The organism is Enterobacter sp. RHBSTW-00175 (genome assembly GCF_013927005.1).
In the GTDB taxonomy this organism is placed as follows: Bacteria; Pseudomonadota; Gammaproteobacteria; order Enterobacterales; family Enterobacteriaceae; genus Enterobacter.
In genome coordinates, this window is sequence record NZ_CP055930.1 from 4,084,572 (window position 1) to 4,100,411 (window position 15,840).

General features: G+C 53.7%; 19 protein-coding genes. 10 read left to right on the plus strand and 9 right to left on the minus strand.

Going from position 1 to position 15,840, the window contains the following annotated elements; all coding sequences use genetic code 11:
- Positions 1-31 precede the first annotated feature (31 nt).
- Together solA and bssS are read right to left on the minus strand one after the other, a co-directional pair.
- The gene (gene solA, locus HV107_RS19490) at positions 32-1,150 is read right to left on the minus strand and encodes an N-methyl-L-tryptophan oxidase (protein WP_182060438.1); all 1,119 of its coding nucleotides are present in this window, start codon (positions 1,148-1,150) and stop codon (positions 32-34) included.
- Positions 1,151-1,265: 115 nt separating this feature from the next.
- Positions 1,266-1,520 carry a biofilm formation regulator BssS gene (gene bssS / locus HV107_RS19495; RefSeq protein WP_014069756.1) on the minus strand — a complete coding sequence of 85 codons (255 nt, stop codon included), beginning with the start codon at positions 1,518-1,520 and terminating at the stop codon, positions 1,266-1,268.
- A 100-nt stretch (positions 1,521-1,620) separates the two neighbouring features.
- On the opposite strand from bssS, the gene HV107_RS19500 reads away from it, so the two are divergent.
- Positions 1,621-2,768, plus strand: a protein-coding gene (locus HV107_RS19500; protein ID WP_172747731.1) for an IS3 family transposase whose coding sequence is annotated in 2 segments (ribosomal slippage) — positions 1,621-1,858 and positions 1,858-2,768 — 1,149 coding nt in all. Because the reading frame shifts where the segments join, the coding sequence is not laid out codon by codon here.
- Positions 2,769-3,033: 265 nt separating this feature from the next.
- Here HV107_RS19500 and dinI read toward each other — a convergent pair.
- The 4 genes from dinI to mdtH form a co-directional block, all read right to left on the minus strand.
- Positions 3,034-3,279: a DNA damage-inducible protein I gene (dinI, locus tag HV107_RS19505; protein WP_182060439.1), complete on the minus strand. Its 246-nt coding sequence runs from the start codon at positions 3,277-3,279 to the stop codon at positions 3,034-3,036.
- Positions 3,280-3,354: 75 nt separating this feature from the next.
- Positions 3,355-4,401 (minus strand): dihydroorotase, encoded by a 1,047-nt coding sequence (gene pyrC / locus HV107_RS19510; protein WP_182060440.1) that lies wholly within the window; start codon positions 4,399-4,401, stop codon positions 3,355-3,357.
- Positions 4,402-4,529: 128 nt separating this feature from the next.
- Positions 4,530-5,090 carry a lipoprotein gene (locus HV107_RS19515; RefSeq protein WP_182060441.1) on the minus strand — a complete coding sequence of 187 codons (561 nt, stop codon included), beginning with the start codon at positions 5,088-5,090 and terminating at the stop codon, positions 4,530-4,532.
- Between the two features lie 125 nt (positions 5,091-5,215).
- Entirely contained in the window at positions 5,216-6,424 is a 1,209-nt protein-coding gene (mdtH, locus tag HV107_RS19520) for a multidrug efflux MFS transporter MdtH (protein WP_182060442.1), read from the minus strand.
- A 236-nt stretch (positions 6,425-6,660) separates the two neighbouring features.
- Between mdtH and rimJ the strand changes: the two genes are divergently transcribed.
- The 4 genes from rimJ to murJ all read left to right on the plus strand — a co-directional run bounded on the left by rimJ (position 6,661) and on the right by murJ (position 10,496).
- Entirely contained in the window at positions 6,661-7,245 is a 585-nt protein-coding gene (rimJ, locus tag HV107_RS19525; protein ID WP_182060443.1) for a ribosomal protein S5-alanine N-acetyltransferase, read from the plus strand.
- A 9-nt stretch (positions 7,246-7,254) separates the two neighbouring features.
- Entirely contained in the window at positions 7,255-7,905 is a 651-nt protein-coding gene (locus HV107_RS19530) for a YceH family protein (RefSeq protein ID WP_182060444.1), read from the plus strand.
- A 2-nt stretch (positions 7,906-7,907) separates the two neighbouring features.
- Positions 7,908-8,831 (plus strand): Gfo/Idh/MocA family protein, encoded by a 924-nt coding sequence (locus HV107_RS19535; RefSeq protein ID WP_182060445.1) that lies wholly within the window; start codon positions 7,908-7,910, stop codon positions 8,829-8,831.
- 129 nt (positions 8,832-8,960) lie between these two features.
- On the plus strand, positions 8,961-10,496 hold the full coding sequence (gene murJ / locus HV107_RS19540; RefSeq protein ID WP_182060446.1) for a murein biosynthesis integral membrane protein MurJ: 1,536 nt from the start codon (positions 8,961-8,963) through the stop codon (positions 10,494-10,496).
- 59 nt (positions 10,497-10,555) lie between these two features.
- Here murJ and flgN read toward each other — a convergent pair whose 3' ends face one another.
- The 3 genes from flgN to flgA form a co-directional block, all read right to left on the minus strand.
- Complete coding sequence (gene flgN / locus HV107_RS19545) at positions 10,556-10,981, minus strand: flagella biosynthesis chaperone FlgN (RefSeq protein ID WP_014069765.1); 426 nt, start codon at positions 10,979-10,981, stop codon at positions 10,556-10,558.
- Between the two features lie 4 nt (positions 10,982-10,985).
- Positions 10,986-11,279 (minus strand): flagellar biosynthesis anti-sigma factor FlgM, encoded by a 294-nt coding sequence (flgM, locus tag HV107_RS19550; RefSeq protein WP_182060447.1) that lies wholly within the window; start codon positions 11,277-11,279, stop codon positions 10,986-10,988.
- A gap of 93 nt (positions 11,280-11,372) precedes the next feature.
- Positions 11,373-12,062, minus strand: a complete 690-nt coding sequence (gene flgA / locus HV107_RS19555; RefSeq protein ID WP_182060448.1) for a flagellar basal body P-ring formation chaperone FlgA — start codon at positions 12,060-12,062, stop codon at positions 11,373-11,375.
- A gap of 157 nt (positions 12,063-12,219) precedes the next feature.
- On the opposite strand from flgA, the gene flgB reads away from it, so the two are divergent.
- From flgB to HV107_RS19580, 5 genes are read left to right on the plus strand one after another with little or no spacing between them, the layout of a single operon-like run.
- Positions 12,220-12,636: a flagellar basal body rod protein FlgB gene (flgB, locus tag HV107_RS19560; protein ID WP_182060449.1), complete on the plus strand. Its 417-nt coding sequence runs from the start codon at positions 12,220-12,222 to the stop codon at positions 12,634-12,636.
- 3 nt (positions 12,637-12,639) lie between these two features.
- Positions 12,640-13,044, plus strand: a complete 405-nt coding sequence (flgC, locus tag HV107_RS19565; protein ID WP_014069769.1) for a flagellar basal body rod protein FlgC — start codon at positions 12,640-12,642, stop codon at positions 13,042-13,044.
- 11 nt (positions 13,045-13,055) lie between these two features.
- On the plus strand, positions 13,056-13,763 hold the full coding sequence (gene flgD / locus HV107_RS19570) for a flagellar hook assembly protein FlgD (protein WP_182060450.1): 708 nt from the start codon (positions 13,056-13,058) through the stop codon (positions 13,761-13,763).
- 26 nt (positions 13,764-13,789) lie between these two features.
- Entirely contained in the window at positions 13,790-15,058 is a 1,269-nt protein-coding gene (gene flgE, locus HV107_RS19575) for a flagellar hook protein FlgE (RefSeq protein ID WP_182060451.1), read from the plus strand.
- 20 nt (positions 15,059-15,078) lie between these two features.
- Positions 15,079-15,834 (plus strand): flagellar basal body rod protein FlgF, encoded by a 756-nt coding sequence (locus tag HV107_RS19580; RefSeq protein WP_109081055.1) that lies wholly within the window; start codon positions 15,079-15,081, stop codon positions 15,832-15,834.
- Positions 15,835-15,840 lie beyond the last annotated feature (6 nt).

Consider the following 15,840-nt stretch of genomic DNA (forward strand, 5'->3'; position numbering starts at 1 on the left):
AGGCTCCGCATCTTCGGAGCCTGAGGGCGTATTATCCGTTAAAACGGGAGAGGGAGAAGGGCTTCAGATCAAACTGTGGCGCGATCCCCTGAGCAAATTGTGCAGCGATTTCGCCCAGCACAGAGGCAAATTTAAACCCGTGGCCGCTAAGCCCGGTGATGAGCAGCGTGTTGTCATGGCCAGGCAGGGTGTCGATGATGAAATCTTCATCCGGCGTGTTGTCATAGGTGCAGGCTGCACCGTAGAGCAGGCCGCCAATACCTGGCAGGATATTTCGCAGGAACGTAAAGGCTTCAGAACCGTCGGTCGGGTAAGCGCCAAAAGGTTTACGCTCTTCTGGTGAAGAGATAACTTGCCCGCCGTTGTGTTTACCAATCTTGAGCGCGTCTTTTTCTGACGGGAAGCCGTAGAACTGATCGCCATTGGGCAATTCGCCAGTGAAGGCCGGGAACTTATTCTGGCTGCTGTAACGACCATCCGCCTGAAACCAGGAGAAGACTTTACGCACTGGCTGTACGGGCAGGTCAGGCAGCAGTTTTGTAACCCAGGTGCCAGCGCTGATAAGCAAACGAGAGGCAGAGTAGTCGCCTTCCTGGGTGCTGACGGTGACGCCTTCTTCGTGATGGGTAATGGCAGTTACCGGGCAGTTGAATAGTTGAGCGCATCCTGCTTTTTCAGCAAGAGAAATCCAGGTTTTGATAGCCGTCTCGCAATGCAACACGCCGGAATTGGCTTCAAACAGCCCAAAGTAATCATCAGGAACACGGATCTCCGGCCAGCGTTTCATGATGGCTTCGGCGTCAAGACGCTCAACATCAAGATTAAACTCACGCGCGCTGTGTTCGACGGTGGCCAGAAAAGCGGAATGGGCAGGTCCGAGGTTAATAATGCCTGTTCGGTCAAAGACGCGCTCTTCGGTGAGCGTGGCCAGTTCATCCCAAAGCGTCTGGGCACGCAGCACGAGGGGCACATAGCGTTCACCTTCGCCATAGGCATGACGAATCAGACGGGTATCACCGTGATGGCTGCCTTCAGAATGCGGAGGAAGATGGGCGTCTATCATCAGAACGTTAAGACCGGCCTGCGTTGCATAATAACCTGCTGCAGAACCCACGGAGCCGCTGCCTATAATGATTAAGTCGTATTTCATAGGTATCTCATAAACCAACACTTTGTAGCAGAGTAATTAACATCGGAGGGTTATACAAGGGAGAAATAAATAAGGCACCCCGAGGGTGCCTGTTGAGTGAAATGTGGGCATAAGGTTAATGCCGTTTATACTCATTTTCCTGGTAGTCGCCAGATTCTATTTTTGCAATACCTGCTTCCAAAATAGAAATAAACTGACGTGCGACGGCAGTGGTAAGCCACAGCGTCTGCCCAATTTCCGCTTCTTCACGGTTTGGCTGATTCGGGGTCTGGTAGTGCAAACGCAGCATCAAAGCATCGTAGCTATCTACGGTACTGATATCCCAACCAACGAGAGGATGGGTCTGGATGACTTCACTATTCTTTTCCATGATAACCCCCTTAATACGTGCTAGAAGACAACGACTTTGAATCGCCATGGGTTTAACAGACACCTCAGAGTCATTTAAGATGGCTTAAAGAGAGGTGCCCATGAGCGGTAAGCGTTATCCCGAAGAGTTTAAAACTGAAGCAGTCAAACAGGTTGTTGATCGCGGTTATTCTGTTGCCAGCGTTGCAACACGTCTCGATATCACCACCCACAGCCTTTACGCCTGGATAAAGAAGTACGGTCCGGATTCTTCCACTAATAAAGAACAGTCAGATGCTCAGGCCGAGATCCGCCGTCTCCAGAAAGAGCTGAAACGGGTTACCGACGAACGGGACATATTAAAAAAAGCCGCGGCGTACTTCGCAAAGCTGTCCGACTGAGGTACGCCTTTATCCGTGACAACTCCTGTTGCTGGCCTGTTCGCCTGCTCTGTCGGGTGCTGGATGTTCATCCTAGTGGTTTTTACGCCTGGCTTCAGCAGCCGCATTCACAACGCCATCAGGCAGACCTGAGACTGACAGGACAGATTAAACAGTTCTGGCTGGAATCGGGATGCGTCTATGGTTATCGCAAAATCCATCTGGATCTGCGGGACAGCGGGCAACAGTGCGGAGTGAACCGGGTCTGGCGACTGATGAAACGTGTCGGGATAAAGGCTCAGGTCGGATACCGGAGCCCGCGGGCACGTAAAGGCGAGGCCAGTATCGTGTCGCCCAACAGGCTCCAGCGACAGTTCAATCCGGATGCTCCGGATGAGCGTTGGGTAACGGACATAACCTACATCAGGACCCACGAAGGCTGGCTGTATCTTGCCGTTGTTGTTGATCTGTTCTCACGCAAAATTATCGGCTGGTCCATGCAATCCCGGATGACAAAGGACATTGTCCTGAACGCACTGCTGATGGCTGTATGGCGGCGTAATCCCCAAAAACAGGTGCTGGTTCATTCGGATCAGGGCAGTCAGTACACAAGCCATGAGTGGCAGTCGTTCCTGAAATCACACGGCCTGGAGGGCAGCATGAGCCGTCGCGGTAACTGCCATGATAATGCGGTTGCAGAAAGCTTTTTCCAGTTGTTGAAACGCGAACGGATAAAGAAAAAGATCTACGGAACGCGGGAAGAAGCCCGCAGCGATATTTTTGATTACATCGAAATGTTTTATAACAGTAAGCGTCGGCATGGTTCTAGCGATCAGATGTCACCGACAGAATATGAAAACCAGTATTATCAACGGCTCGGAAGTGTCTAGATTTTCCGTGGCGATTCACTTTGAGGTTCAATGCATGTTTTTCTGAAGCAACTTCAGTATATCAATAAATAAGGGTTATGACGGGAAAAATAAATAGCTGGCAACACATTTTTCTGTGTTTTAGGATTGTTCGAACAATAAAACACCATCTTGTTCACGTTTTTTAAAGAAGACACCCAATTATTTTGAACTATCCCAAATACCGGATAGCAGATAAAAAAAAGCCGGGGCGACCCGGCAAAAAAACACAATGAGGGAGCAAGATTTAATCGGTGATGAACCAGTCGTCGGCACTTTCCCACGTTTCTTGCAGGATTTCGCTGATGCGATCTTTATCTTCTTTCGCAGCGCCAATAACGGACAGATTGTTCGCGGCAGCATAACGTACCGTTACGGCGCCATCGTTTTCCGGGAAACTGTTGTGAATACGGCGGGATAATTCACCGGCAAGCGCATCAAGCGCGCCAGCAGGCAGAACGGTTGTTTTGGCGATGGTAACTTCAATACGCATAAATGCCCCCTGTGTAATATACTGTTTATTTATACAGGTATATTATGGGTTTGACAACAAGGGGCATTGATATTTTTAGCGTTTAACTGTCCATTGCACGGTTTCACCCGCCAGGAATGGGATCAGCGTGTCGTCAGTCAGTGGAATGGCGTCTTCTACCTGGTACGCGGTGCGCTCCAGTTCGATAAAGGTTTCATTGACCGGCAGGCCATAGAAACGCGGGCCGTTCAGGGAGCAGAAGGCCTCAAAATGCGCCAGCGCGTTCATCTCTTCAAACACGGTTGCGTAGCTGGCAAGTGCCGTTGGCGCGTTAAAGCAGCCCGCACAGCCGCAGCTCGCTTCTTTACGATGACGCGCGTGTGGCGCGGAATCGGTGCCCAGGAATGCGCGGTCGAAGCCACTTGCCACCAGCTCGCGCAGTGCCTGCTGGTGAATATTACGCTTGAGGATCGGCAGGCAGTAGAGATGCGGACGAACACCGCCTACCAGCATGTGGTTACGGTTAAACATCAGATGCTGTGGGGTGATGGTAGCAGCGATAAGCTCGTTGCCGTCGCGAACATATTCGGCGGCATCTTTGGTGGTGATGTGCTCAAACACCACTTTCAGTGCAGGCAGACGCTGACGCAGCGGCTCCATCACCGTCTCAATAAAACGGGCCTCACGGTCGAAGATATCAATATCAGCATGGGTAACTTCGCCGTGGATCAGCAGCGGCATCCCCAGTTTCTGCATTCTTTCCAGCACCGGCATAATGGCGTCGATACTGGTTACACCGTGGCTGGAGTTGGTGGTCGCATTGGCCGGGTAGAGCTTAGCGGCGGTGAACACCCCTTCGTTAAACCCGCGCTCCACCTCGTTCGGGTCGAGTGAGTCCGTCAGATAGCAGGTCATCAGCGGGGTGAAATCATGGCCCGCAGGGACGGCATCAAGAATACGCTGGCGATACGCGATAGCAGCATCGACGGTGGTGACTGGCGGAACCAGGTTAGGCATAACAATCGCGCGGCCATAAATTTCGCTGGTATAAGGCACGACGGTTTTCAGCATATCGCCATCACGCAGATGGATATGCCAGTCGTCAGGGCGGCGGATTTTAAGAACCTGGGGTTGTGCAGTCATGGATGAGCTCCGGCTTGTCAGGAATCAGTCATTGGGATGGCCGTTTTTGCCGGACACAAATCATAAGCGGAAACGTTTTCGTTTGCACACATTTCCGTAAAAAAAAGGGCGCCTGAGCGCCCCTGGGGTTAATCGGTGAATGGAATGATGATTTCTCCCGGTTTCACCTCTATCCCTTTTGCATATTTTTTGGCAAGTGATTCGCCTTTGCTCTTATCTTCACTCAGAACATAGGCTGGCTGCTGGTTGAAATAGCTGCTCAGCGACTGGTTGAGGTAGGGGATCAGGGTCTGGATCACCGGTTTCATCTTATCGGGTGAAACCACTGCATCCACCACTTCCATCTCTTGCAGATAGATGGCCCCTTTCTCTTTATTGAAGACCGGCAGCGCTTTGAGCTTGAGTTTGATATTCGCTTTCTGGCTACCGAAGAGGGAATTCATGTCCAGGTCTGCATCACCGGTAAGGGTGACTTTGTTCGGCTCTTCACGCCCAATCTGGCTGGTGAGCTTGCTCAGCACGATATGCGCGTCGGCAAGGCCCGGCACGCCAATGTCTTTTGAAAAGTTGTTATGCTTTTCCAGCGCCTGATTAATCTCCTGCTCACTGACGGTATATTGCGTAAGCTGGTTACAACCCACCAGCAGGCCGCTAACGACGAATGCTGCGGCAAAGACGATCTTCTTCATGGCGTTCCTCAAAAAAATATCGGCGCTTCTGTCCTGATGCGTCAGTATGTCAGTGAGATCTGGCAGAAACCAGCAGAAAAAACTGATAAAGAAGGGCGGGAGAGCGCTCCCGCCGAACAGAGAGGTTATGCGCCAGGCTCGAGCATCCCGCGCGCACTGCGTTTCTGGCTGAACTGCCACCACAATGCAAGAAGTGTAATAAAGCCCACCACGCCCAGCATCATCCACGGAAGCTCTGGTTGATTCAGCGCTTTGCCCGCATCAAACAGCCAGCCACCGCCGGCATAGCCCAGCGCACCGCCAAAGGCCAGCCCAAGACGGCTGAACCCCATATAGCTGCCACGGGCGCGGGCGTCTGCCAGAGAGGCACTCAGCGTTTCACGCGCCGGTTCGGCGATAATCGAACCGATGTAGAACGTGCATATCAGCATAAAGAGCTGCTGCAAGGTATTCACTAGCCCAATCGGCATCATGCTCAGGGTCATCAGCAGCAGCCCGGCCATCAGCCGATGCTCAAGACGAAACCGGCGTTCGCTCCAGCGAGCAATCGGATAAAGCAGCGTCAATGAGAGGCTGGCTTCAATGGCATACATCCATTTGACGGCCGCGGGTGAGCCGGCAATATCGTTGACCATGATGGGCAGCATCAGCATGACCTGAACCGCGAGCATGTAATAGCCCGTCAGGGTCAGTACATAAGTGACGAAGCGTTTGTCACGTAGCACGCGGCCCAGACCTTCACGCACTGGGGCTTTTACCGTCGATAATTTCCATGCAGGCAGCAGCCATGCGTTAAAGGCTGCACACAGAATAAAGAGCACTGCGCCGGTGGCACACACCAGACGAAAATCATATTGCAGCAACCAGCTTCCCAGCAGTGCGCCTACCACCGCACCGGCGCTATCCTGCATCATCAGCACAGAGAAGAAGCGGCCTCGCTGGCGCGGGCGGATCAGCTTGACCACCAGTGCCGTTCGTGGGGGATCGAAGAGGGTGCCGCCGATACCGGAAAGGAAGCAGGAGAACCACAGCAACCAGGGTTCATGCGCAATTCCCATGGTGGCGAAACCTGCCGCGCGTAACAACATCCCGGTGACAATCATTGGCTTGGCACCAAAACGGTCAGCGATAGCCCCACCAAATACGCCCAGCCCCTGCTGGACAAACTGGCGTAAACCCAGCGCGATGCCGACCATTAATGCCGCCCAGCCCATTTGATCGACAAAGCGAATCGAAATAAGCGGAAAAACGACAAAAAAGCCGAGCACGACCAGCATGTTATCGACTAACAGGAAATATTTACCCAGGTTCCTGGCCTGTGATACGCGGGACATTTCCCCTCCAGGGAAAAGAAGATGGTGAGCACGCTAATATTCTGCGGGGTCGTCAGGCTTTTTCCCACCCCGCCAGCGACAATATTTTTTTATCAAAAGGGTGCTTTGATAGAGACTTCTCATCGAAAAATGTGAAAAGAGGTCAAAATGGTATGTCACTGTTTTCACAGACGGCAAAGGCGCAGGTATAGTAAAGCTAATGGGTAGAGCAGAAGCGACGGGAAGGAGTGGTATCGATGTTTGGCTATCGCAGTAATGTGCCAAAAGTGCGCCTGACAACGGACAGGCTTGTCGTCCGTCTGGTGCATGAGCGTGATGCCTGGCGTCTGGCGGATTATTACGCCGAGAATCGCCAGTTTTTAAAACCCTGGGAACCCGTTCGGGATGAGAGCCATTGTTACCCGTCAGGCTGGCAGGCGCGGCTCAGTATGATTACGGAGTTTCACAAGCAAGGTAGTGCGTTCTATTTTGCGCTGCTGGACCCGGAAGAAAAAGAGATCGTTGGTATCGCTAACTTTTCCAATGTAGTGCGTGGGTCATTTCACGCCTGTTATCTTGGGTATTCCATCGGACAGAAGTGGCAAGGTCAGGGGTTGATGTTTGAAGCGCTGACCACGGCAATTCGCTACATGCAACGCACTCAACACATTCATCGCATCATGGCGAACTATATGCCGCATAACCAACGCAGCGGAAATTTGCTGGCGCGTTTAGGGTTTGAGAAAGAAGGTTACGCCAAAGATTATCTGCTTATCGATGGTGAATGGCGTGACCATGTGCTGACGGCGTTAACCACCCCAGACTGGACAGCAGGTCGTTAAGGAGAAAAGATGAAATATCAGTTAACCGCCACCGAAGCGCGGGTCATTGGCTGCCTGCTTGAAAAGCAGGTGACCACCCCAGAGCAATATCCGTTATCTGTGAATGCGGTGACCATGGCCTGTAATCAAAAGACCAACCGCGAGCCGGTGATGAATCTCGGTGAACACGACGTGCAGGATGTACTGGACGCGCTGGTCAAACGGCATTATCTACGCACGGTGAGCGGGTTTGGCAACCGGGTGACCAAGTACGAACAACGTTTTTGTAATTCCGAGTTTGGCGATCTCAAATTAAGTAGCGCAGAAGTGGCGGTCATCACCACGCTGCTGTTGCGTGGCGCGCAAACCCCTGGCGAACTGCGTTCACGTGCCTCCCGAATGCATGAATTCAGCGATATGCAGGAAGTCGAGCAAACGCTGGAAGGGCTGGCGACACGCGAAGATGGCCCTTACGTGCAACGCCTTGCGCGGGAGCCGGGCAAGCGCGAAAGCCGCTTTATGCACCTGTTCAGCGGTGATGTGGAACCGCTGGACAGTTATACCGAAACCGATGCACCAGAGGGCAATGACAGCCTGACGGCGCGAGTGGAAGCGCTTGAAGAAGAAGTCGCCGGGCTTAAACAGCGTCTGGATGCCTTGCTTGCTCATTTGGGAGATTAACGGTGACAAAATTACGCGTGGGAGTCGTCGGGCTTGGCGGTATTGCTCAAAAAGCCTGGTTGCCGGTATTAGGCGCAGCGACGGACTGGACGCTGCAAGGGGCGTGGTCGCCTACTCGCGAAAAAGCGCAGCGCATCTGTGATACCTGGCGCATCCCGTATGCCAACTCGCTGCTGGATTTAGCCCGCGACTGTGATGCGGTGTTTGTGCATACCTCAACCTCAACGCATTATCAGGTGGTCAGCGAATTGCTGAACGCCGGTGTGCATGTCTGCGTGGATAAGCCGCTGGCGGAAAACGTTCAGGATGCCGAGCGCCTGATTGACCTTGCGGCCAGCAAAAACCTGCAACTGATGGTGGGTTTCAACCGTCGCTTTGCGCCACTCTATCAGCAACTCAAAGCCCAGTCCGGGAACCTTGCCTCGCTGCGCATGGACAAGCACCGTACTGACAGCATTGGGCCGAACGATCTGCGCTTTACGTTGCTCGATGATTATCTGCATGTTGTGGACACCGCACTGTGGCTCACCAACGGCAACGCGCAGCTGAAAAGCGGAACGCTGTTAACCAGCGAGCAGGGCGAAATGGTGTATGCCGAACATCACTTTTCGGTGGATCATCTCCAGGTAACAACCAGTATGCACCGCCGGGCAGGAAGCCAGCGGGAATCGGTGCAGGCCGTTACCGATGGCGCACTGTATGACATTACCGATATGCGCGAGTGGCGGGAAGAGAAGGGCAACGGCGTGGTGATGCAGCCCGTTCCAGGGTGGCAGAGCACGCTTGAACAACGTGGCTTTGTCGGGTGTGCGCGTCACTTTATCACCTGCGTGCAAAATCAGACGGTTCCTGAAACCTCTGGCGAGCAGGCAATCCTGGCGCAGCGTATTGTAGAAAGGCTCTGGCGAGATGCCATGAGTGAATAACTCGCTGTAACATCTGCGGATAGTAATTCGTTGAAATCGGGTTAGACTAAGCGCCGCTCGTTGGCTTTGCCGGGTGGCGCTTTCGTTTACCCGGCCTACAAATCCGTATGGTTCTGGAAATTCACGTTAATGAACTTATTAAAATCGCTGGCGGCAGTCAGCTCGATGACCATGTTTTCCCGCGTGCTTGGCTTTGCGCGCGATGCCATTGTGGCAAGGGTTTTTGGCGCAGGGATGGCCACTGACGCCTTTTTCGTCGCGTTCAAGCTGCCGAATTTGCTGCGCCGTATTTTTGCCGAAGGGGCATTTTCACAGGCGTTTGTTCCCATCCTTGCGGAATATAAAAGCAAGCAAGGCGAAGATGCCACCCGCGTTTTTGTCTCCTATGTTTCTGGCCTGTTGACGCTTGCACTGGCGGTAGTGACCGTAATCGGGATGCTGGCGGCCCCCTGGGTAATTATGGTGACGGCGCCGGGTTTTGCTGATACGGCCGATAAATTTGCCCTCACCAGCCAGCTTCTGCGCATTACCTTTCCTTATATTCTGCTTATCTCGCTGGCCTCACTGGTTGGTGCCATTCTGAACACCTGGAACCGCTTCTCCGTTCCGGCGTTTGCGCCCACGTTCCTTAATGTCAGCATGATTGGCTTTGCGCTGTTCGCGGCCCCGCATTTTAATCCGCCGGTTCTGGCGCTGGCCTGGGCCGTTACCGTGGGCGGTGTATTACAGCTGGCCTATCAGTTGCCGCATCTGAAAAAAATTGGGATGCTGGTGCTGCCGCGCGTTAACTTCCGCGATGCCGGGGCGATGCGGGTGATTAAGCAGATGGGCCCGGCGATCCTGGGCGTATCCGTCAGCCAGATCTCGCTTATCATCAACACCATCTTTGCCTCTTTCCTGGTGTCCGGCTCCGTTTCCTGGATGTATTACGCTGACCGTCTGATGGAGTTCCCGTCAGGCGTGCTGGGCGTTGCGCTGGGGACTATCCTGTTGCCATCGCTGTCGAAAAGCTTCGTCAGCGGCAATCATGATGAATACTGCCGTTTGATGGACTGGGGTTTGCGTCTTTGCTTCCTGCTGGCGCTGCCTGCTTCGGTGGCGATAGGGATCCTCGCTAAACCCCTGACCGTTTCTCTTTTCCAGTACGGAAAATTCACCGCTTTTGATGCCGCCATGACTCAACGCGCGCTGGTGGCCTATTCAGTGGGGCTGATGGGGCTGATTGTCGTTAAAGTGCTCGCTCCCGGTTTCTATTCCCGTCAGAACATTAAAACCCCGGTGAAGATTGCCATCGTGACCCTGATCATGACGCAGTTGATGAACCTTGCGTTTATTGGCCCGCTGAAACATGCCGGCCTGTCACTGTCGATTGGCCTTGCGGCTTGCCTGAACGCCGGGCTGTTGTACTGGCAGCTGCGTAAACAGGATATCTTTACCCCCCAGCCGGGATGGGCGAGTTTCCTGGTGCGTTTACTGATTGCGGTGCTGGTGATGTCAGCGGCGTTACTCGGCATGATGTACGTGATGCCAGACTGGGCCCAGGGTACGATGCCTTATCGCCTGCTGCGTCTGATGGCTGTAGTGGTGGTGGGTATTGTGGCTTACTTCGCAACGCTTGCAGTACTTGGGTTTAAAGTGAAAGAGTTTGCCCGCCGTACGGCATAAACGCCAAAAGGGGAGTTCACCCGATGGTGCTCCCCGTTCCCTGATTCGCCGTTAAAACGTCAAATCGAAATCTTTTTCCCGCCCGTAATTCTCGCACTGGATGTTTGACCATCTGCGCCGTAAAGCCCCGTTTCTTTATGGGGTTTTAACACTTCAAGCGCCTGCTGATTACGAACGATCTGTCCTTCTAACAGCCAGCCGTTATGCTGATTGAGGTCGCGAAGGTGCTGGGTCTTTTCTGTAATAGTCTGCCAGCGTTCGACAATCTCATCGTTTGCACTGCGTCGCGGATCTTGTTCCGCGCGTCGCTGCTGCTCCAGGTAATCCAGCGTCGCCAGGAGCGAACTTTTGTCTTCGGTAATACGTTGCAACGCGCTGCCGTTGATCTGACCGGAAGACAGGTGTTGTTGTTCTGCATCCATTACCGTTTTCAGGTCGTTCAGGACAACCGTCATTTGATCCAGTATTTCTGGCAGTCGACTCATACGGTTAGTTACTCTGTAAGAAACTCTGCGCTTCCTGAATCAGTGCATCAGCGATTTTGCTGGTGTCCATTTTCAGCTCGCCGTTACGAATAGCGGTTTTCAGTGATTCAACACGGTCCATGTTGATATCGCTGCTGCCTGGCTGCATCAGTTTCGCCTGCGCATCGCTCAGGGTGACGCTGGTGCTGTTTGCAGTCGACGGTTTTTCCAGACGCGTTTTCTGCGGCGTAGCGTCATTCGTTTCGCGAGGTTGTACACTGCTAACCGGTTTTAGGGCTGATGTACGATCAATGCTCATTATGTTGTCCTCATCGAGGGTTCGCGGCGTTTGCGCCTGACATCATCATTTGTTGATTATTTATCGGCAGTCGCAGCGAAATCTTTAAAAAGATTATAGGTTAATCAGAATATTCCCATCAGTATCGACAGTTCCGCTAACCACCTGGCCTGAGGACATCCTCACACGGGCATTTTGTGCAACGGCGGCGTTATTTAACGCCTGGCCTTCACTGTTGACGCTAAACCCATCTCCGTTGGCTACGACCATCACCCGCTGGCCTGCTTTTACTCGCCATGCCTGGCGCAGCATAGACAGCTGAATGGCCTGGCCTGGGGCGACATCGCGAAGGCTTACCGCGTCCTGCGCCTGATTAATGTCGAGCATGGTGCGAGGCGGCAACTGGTCCAGGCGGCCACGCTTTAGCGTCACGCTGCCTGTCTGTAACACGCTTCCCCGGGCGATAGGCTGGGCGGCGACAACATAATTGCCCGTCGCCTGAACTGCAACCTGTAAATAACGTTTTTCATTGGCGCAGCGCGCCAGCACGTTCACATTGCCCCACAGTTTTGCACTGCCGGTCACGCTGAAAGAGGGCTGGTCGCAGGAAGGATACATATTGGGCGGTGTGCGCACGATAACCGTGACGTCATCGCTAAAGCCCGCCAGCTGCTGGGCAAAGAAGCTCGTCAACTGGTCGCTAAGGCCATTGGCCTGACTATTGTCGGCCTGAACATTATCTGCCTGAACAAAGGGGCTTAAAAACAATAAGGTTGCCGCAAGGCCATGTTTCAACGTCCGCATCGCACGTTCCACCGTTTTCAGAATTGAGAGGATTCTACCTTCAGTGGTTTTGCATCAACGCAATAAATAGCGACGCATTTTGCGCTTATTCCGTCGATAAGGCAGACGGGTTGAGATTTAAGCTGTGAACTGAAATTTTGCCATCAGCGGAGGAGACATGCTCGATAAACTCGACGCTGCCTTACGTTTTCAGCAGGAAGCGCTCAATTTACGCGCCCAGCGGCAGGAAATTTTAGCCGCCAATATCGCTAACGCGGATACCCCCGGGTTTCAGGCACGCGATATTGATTTTTCCAGTGAGCTTAAAAAAGTGATGGAGCGGGGACGTACCGAAGGGACAGGGGTTGCGCTTGCACTGACATCCTCACGCCATATTCCCGCTCAGGCGATGACTGCGCCAACCACTGACTTACTTTATCGCGTCCCCGATCAGCCTTCACTCGACGGTAACACCGTAGACATGGACCGGGAACGTACACAGTTTGCCGATAACAGCCTTCAGTACCAGACAGGCCTGAGCGTACTCGGTGGACAAATCAAAAGCATGATGAGCGTCCTCCAGGGGGGCAACTAATTCATGGCCTTGCTGAATATTTTTGATATCGCCGGTTCGGCGCTGACAGCGCAGTCCAAACGCCTGAACGTGGCAGCCAGTAACCTGGCAAACGCCGATAGCGTGACCGGCCCGGACGGGCAGCCTTATCGCGCAAAACAGGTTGTCTTTCAGGTCGATGCTGCGCCAGGTGCGGCGACGGGCGGCGTGAAAGTCTCTGACGTGGTAGAGAGCCAGGCACCGGACAAACTGGTCTACGAGCCGGGTAATCCGCTCGCCGACGCCAGTGGTTACGTGAAAATGCCAAACGTGGATGTGGTCGGTGAAATGGTCAACTCCATGTCGGCTTCGCGTAGCTATCAGGCCAACGTCGAAGTGCTTAATACCGTGAAGAGCATGATGCTCAAAACACTCACTCTCGGCCAGTAAAGGAGACACGCATGTCCATCGCCGTCAATGTGAATGACACCACTAACTCGGGCGTAACCAGTACCAGCTCTACCAGCTCCAGCTCCCTGACGGGAAGCAGTGCTTCCGATCTGCAAAGCAGCTTCCTGACGCTGCTGGTGGCGCAGCTGAAGAACCAGGATCCAACCAACCCGATGCAGAACAACGAACTGACCACGCAGCTTGCGCAGATCAGTACCGTTAGCGGCATTGAAAAGCTCAACACCACCCTTGGTTCAGTATCCGGCCAAATCGACAGCAGCCAGTCGCTTCAGGCGGCGAACCTGATTGGCCACGGCGTTATGATCCCTGGCACCACGGTGCTTGCCGGCAGCACCACTACCGATGGCTCGACAACCACCTCTACTACACCGTTTGGCGTGGAGCTGCAACAGGCTGCTGACAAAGTTACCGCCACGATTAAAGACTCCACCGGAGCCGTGATTCGTACCATTGATATTGGTGCACTGTCGGCCGGTGTTCACACCTTTACCTGGGATGGCAGCGCGACCGATGGCTCCACTGCGCCGAACGGTTCTTACACCGTTTCTATCGCGGCCAGTAGCGGGACCACTCAGCTGGTTGCACAACCACTTCAGTTTGGCCTGGTGCAGGGCGTGATTAAAGGCAGCGACGGCAACAAACTGGATTTGGGTACCACAGGTACCACCACACTCGACGAAGTTCGGCAGATTATCTAAGCCTTAACACTTATCAGGAGTAAGTCATGGCCTTTTCTCAAGCGGTCAGCGGCCTGAATGCTGCGGCCACCAACCTGGATGTCATTGGCAACAACATCGCCAACTCCGCGACCTACGGTTTTAAATCCGGCTCTGCCTCTTTTGCAGACATGTTTGCCGGTTCCAAAGTAGGCCTGGGCGTTAAAGTTGCAGGCATCACTCAGGACTTCACCGACGGCACCACCACCAACACCGGTCGTGGCCTGGATGTGGCAATTAGCCAGAACGGTTTCTTCCGTATGGTTGATGCGAACGGTTCCGTGTTCTACAGCCGTAACGGCCAGTTCAAACTGGATGAAAACCGTAACCTGGTGAACATGCAGGGTCTGCAACTGACCGGTTACCCTGTTGCGGGTACACCGCCATCGGTACAGACCGGTGCGAACCCACAGCCTATTTCGATTCCGAATACCCTGATGGCCGCGAAATCGACCACCACGGCGACCCAGCAGATCAACCTGAACTCCACGGACGATATCCCGACAGTGGCATTTGATCCGACCAACGCGGACAGCTACAACAAGAAGGGTTCGGTCACGGTTTATGACAGCCAGGGTAACGAACATAATATGAGCGTTTACTATGTCAAAACCGCGGACAACACCTGGGATTTGTATACCCAGGATGCAAGCGTTGCTAACGCTACTGCGAACAAAGCGGCGCAGATGAGTTTTGACAACAACGGTAACCTGGCAGGCGTGTATAACTACACCGCGCTTGGCACCACGCCGCAAACCTGGTCACTGGCTACTACCGCCAACACCACCCCGTCTATCAATATCGTTACCGATTCAGTCAGTGGCGCAACCCCTGCATCGTTCAACCTGAGCTTCCTGAACTCCATGCAGCAGAACACCGGTTCCAACAACGTTGTGGCGACCACTCAGAACGGCTACAAGCCTGGCGACCTGGTGAGCTACCAGATCAACGATGACGGTACCGTTGTGGGTAACTACTCCAACGAACAGACTCAGGTTCTGGGCCAGATCGTGATGGCAAACTTCGCTAACAACGAAGGTTTGCAGTCTGAAGGCGATAACGTCTGGTCTGCAACCCAGTCATCCGGCGTTGCGCTGCTGGGTACAGCAGGAACCGGTAACTTCGGTACGCTGACTAACGGTGCCCTGGAAGCCTCAAACGTTGACCTGAGTAAAGAGCTGGTGAACATGATTGTTGCTCAACGTAACTATCAGTCAAACGCACAGACCATCAAAACTCAGGATCAGATCCTCAACACGCTGGTTAACCTGCGTTAAGCGGCTAACAGGAAAGCGCAATGGATCACGCAATATATACAGCGATGGGCGCCGCAAGCCAGACGCTCAATCAGCAGGCCGTCACCGCCAGCAACCTGGCGAACGCCTCTACACCGGGTTTTCGTGCGCAGCTTAATGCGCTGCGCGCCGTGCCGGTAGAAGGGCTGTCGTTACCCACGCGTACGCTGGTAACGGCTTCTACACCAGGTGCGGATATGACGCCGGGTCAGATGGATTACACCTCGCGTCCACTGGACGTTGCGCTTCAGCAGGACGGCTGGCTGGCCGTGCAAACTGCCGATGGCAGCGAGGGATATACCCGCAACGGTAATATCCAGGTGAGCGCCACCGGGCAACTGACGATCCAGGGACACCCGGTTATGGGTGAAGCTGGCCCGCTTACCGTACCGGAAGGCTCAGAGCTGACCATCGCTGCTGACGGGACCATCTCGGCATTAAACCCAGGTGACCCGGCAAACACCGTTGCGCCTGTCGGTCGTCTGAAGCTGGTTAAAGCGGAAGGTAAAGAAGTGCAGCGTGGTGATGACGGGATGTTCCGTCTGACCCAGGCGGCGCAAGCCACGCGCGGTGCCACATTACAGGCTGATCCGAGTATTCGTGTGATGTCTGGTGTGCTGGAAGGCAGTAACGTCAAACCGGTTGAAGCCATGACCGATATGATCGCCAGCGCCCGTCGTTTTGAAATGCAGATGAAAATTATCAGCAGCGTTGATGAAAACGCGAGCAAAGCTAACCAACTTCTGGCTATGAGTTAACAGGAC

Bases quoted from the DNA above. Each gene is read 5' to 3' on its own strand.
- solA (WP_182060438.1), bottom strand. From the start codon at position 1,150: ATGAAATACGACTTAATCATTATAGGCAGCGGCTCCGTGGGTTCTGCA.
- bssS (WP_014069756.1), bottom strand. From the start codon at position 1,520: ATGGAAAAGAATAGTGAAGTCATCCAGACCCATCCTCTCGTTGGTTGG.
- dinI (WP_182060439.1), bottom strand. From the start codon at position 3,279: ATGCGTATTGAAGTTACCATCGCCAAAACAACCGTTCTGCCTGCTGGC.
- pyrC (WP_182060440.1), bottom strand. From the start codon at position 4,401: ATGACTGCACAACCCCAGGTTCTTAAAATCCGCCGCCCTGACGACTGG.
- HV107_RS19515 (WP_182060441.1), bottom strand. From the start codon at position 5,090: ATGAAGAAGATCGTCTTTGCCGCAGCATTCGTCGTTAGCGGCCTGCTG.
- mdtH (WP_182060442.1), bottom strand. From the start codon at position 6,424: ATGTCCCGCGTATCACAGGCCAGGAACCTGGGTAAATATTTCCTGTTA.
- rimJ (WP_182060443.1), top strand. From the start codon at position 6,661: ATGTTTGGCTATCGCAGTAATGTGCCAAAAGTGCGCCTGACAACGGAC.
- HV107_RS19530 (WP_182060444.1), top strand. From the start codon at position 7,255: ATGAAATATCAGTTAACCGCCACCGAAGCGCGGGTCATTGGCTGCCTG.
- murJ (WP_182060446.1), top strand. From the start codon at position 8,961: ATGAACTTATTAAAATCGCTGGCGGCAGTCAGCTCGATGACCATGTTT.
- flgN (WP_014069765.1), bottom strand. From the start codon at position 10,981: ATGAGTCGACTGCCAGAAATACTGGATCAAATGACGGTTGTCCTGAAC.
- flgM (WP_182060447.1), bottom strand. From the start codon at position 11,279: ATGAGCATTGATCGTACATCAGCCCTAAAACCGGTTAGCAGTGTACAA.
- flgA (WP_182060448.1), bottom strand. From the start codon at position 12,062: ATGCGGACGTTGAAACATGGCCTTGCGGCAACCTTATTGTTTTTAAGC.
- flgB (WP_182060449.1), top strand. From the start codon at position 12,220: ATGCTCGATAAACTCGACGCTGCCTTACGTTTTCAGCAGGAAGCGCTC.
- flgC (WP_014069769.1), top strand. From the start codon at position 12,640: ATGGCCTTGCTGAATATTTTTGATATCGCCGGTTCGGCGCTGACAGCG.
- flgD (WP_182060450.1), top strand. From the start codon at position 13,056: ATGTCCATCGCCGTCAATGTGAATGACACCACTAACTCGGGCGTAACC.
- flgE (WP_182060451.1), top strand. From the start codon at position 13,790: ATGGCCTTTTCTCAAGCGGTCAGCGGCCTGAATGCTGCGGCCACCAAC.
- HV107_RS19580 (WP_109081055.1), top strand. From the start codon at position 15,079: ATGGATCACGCAATATATACAGCGATGGGCGCCGCAAGCCAGACGCTC.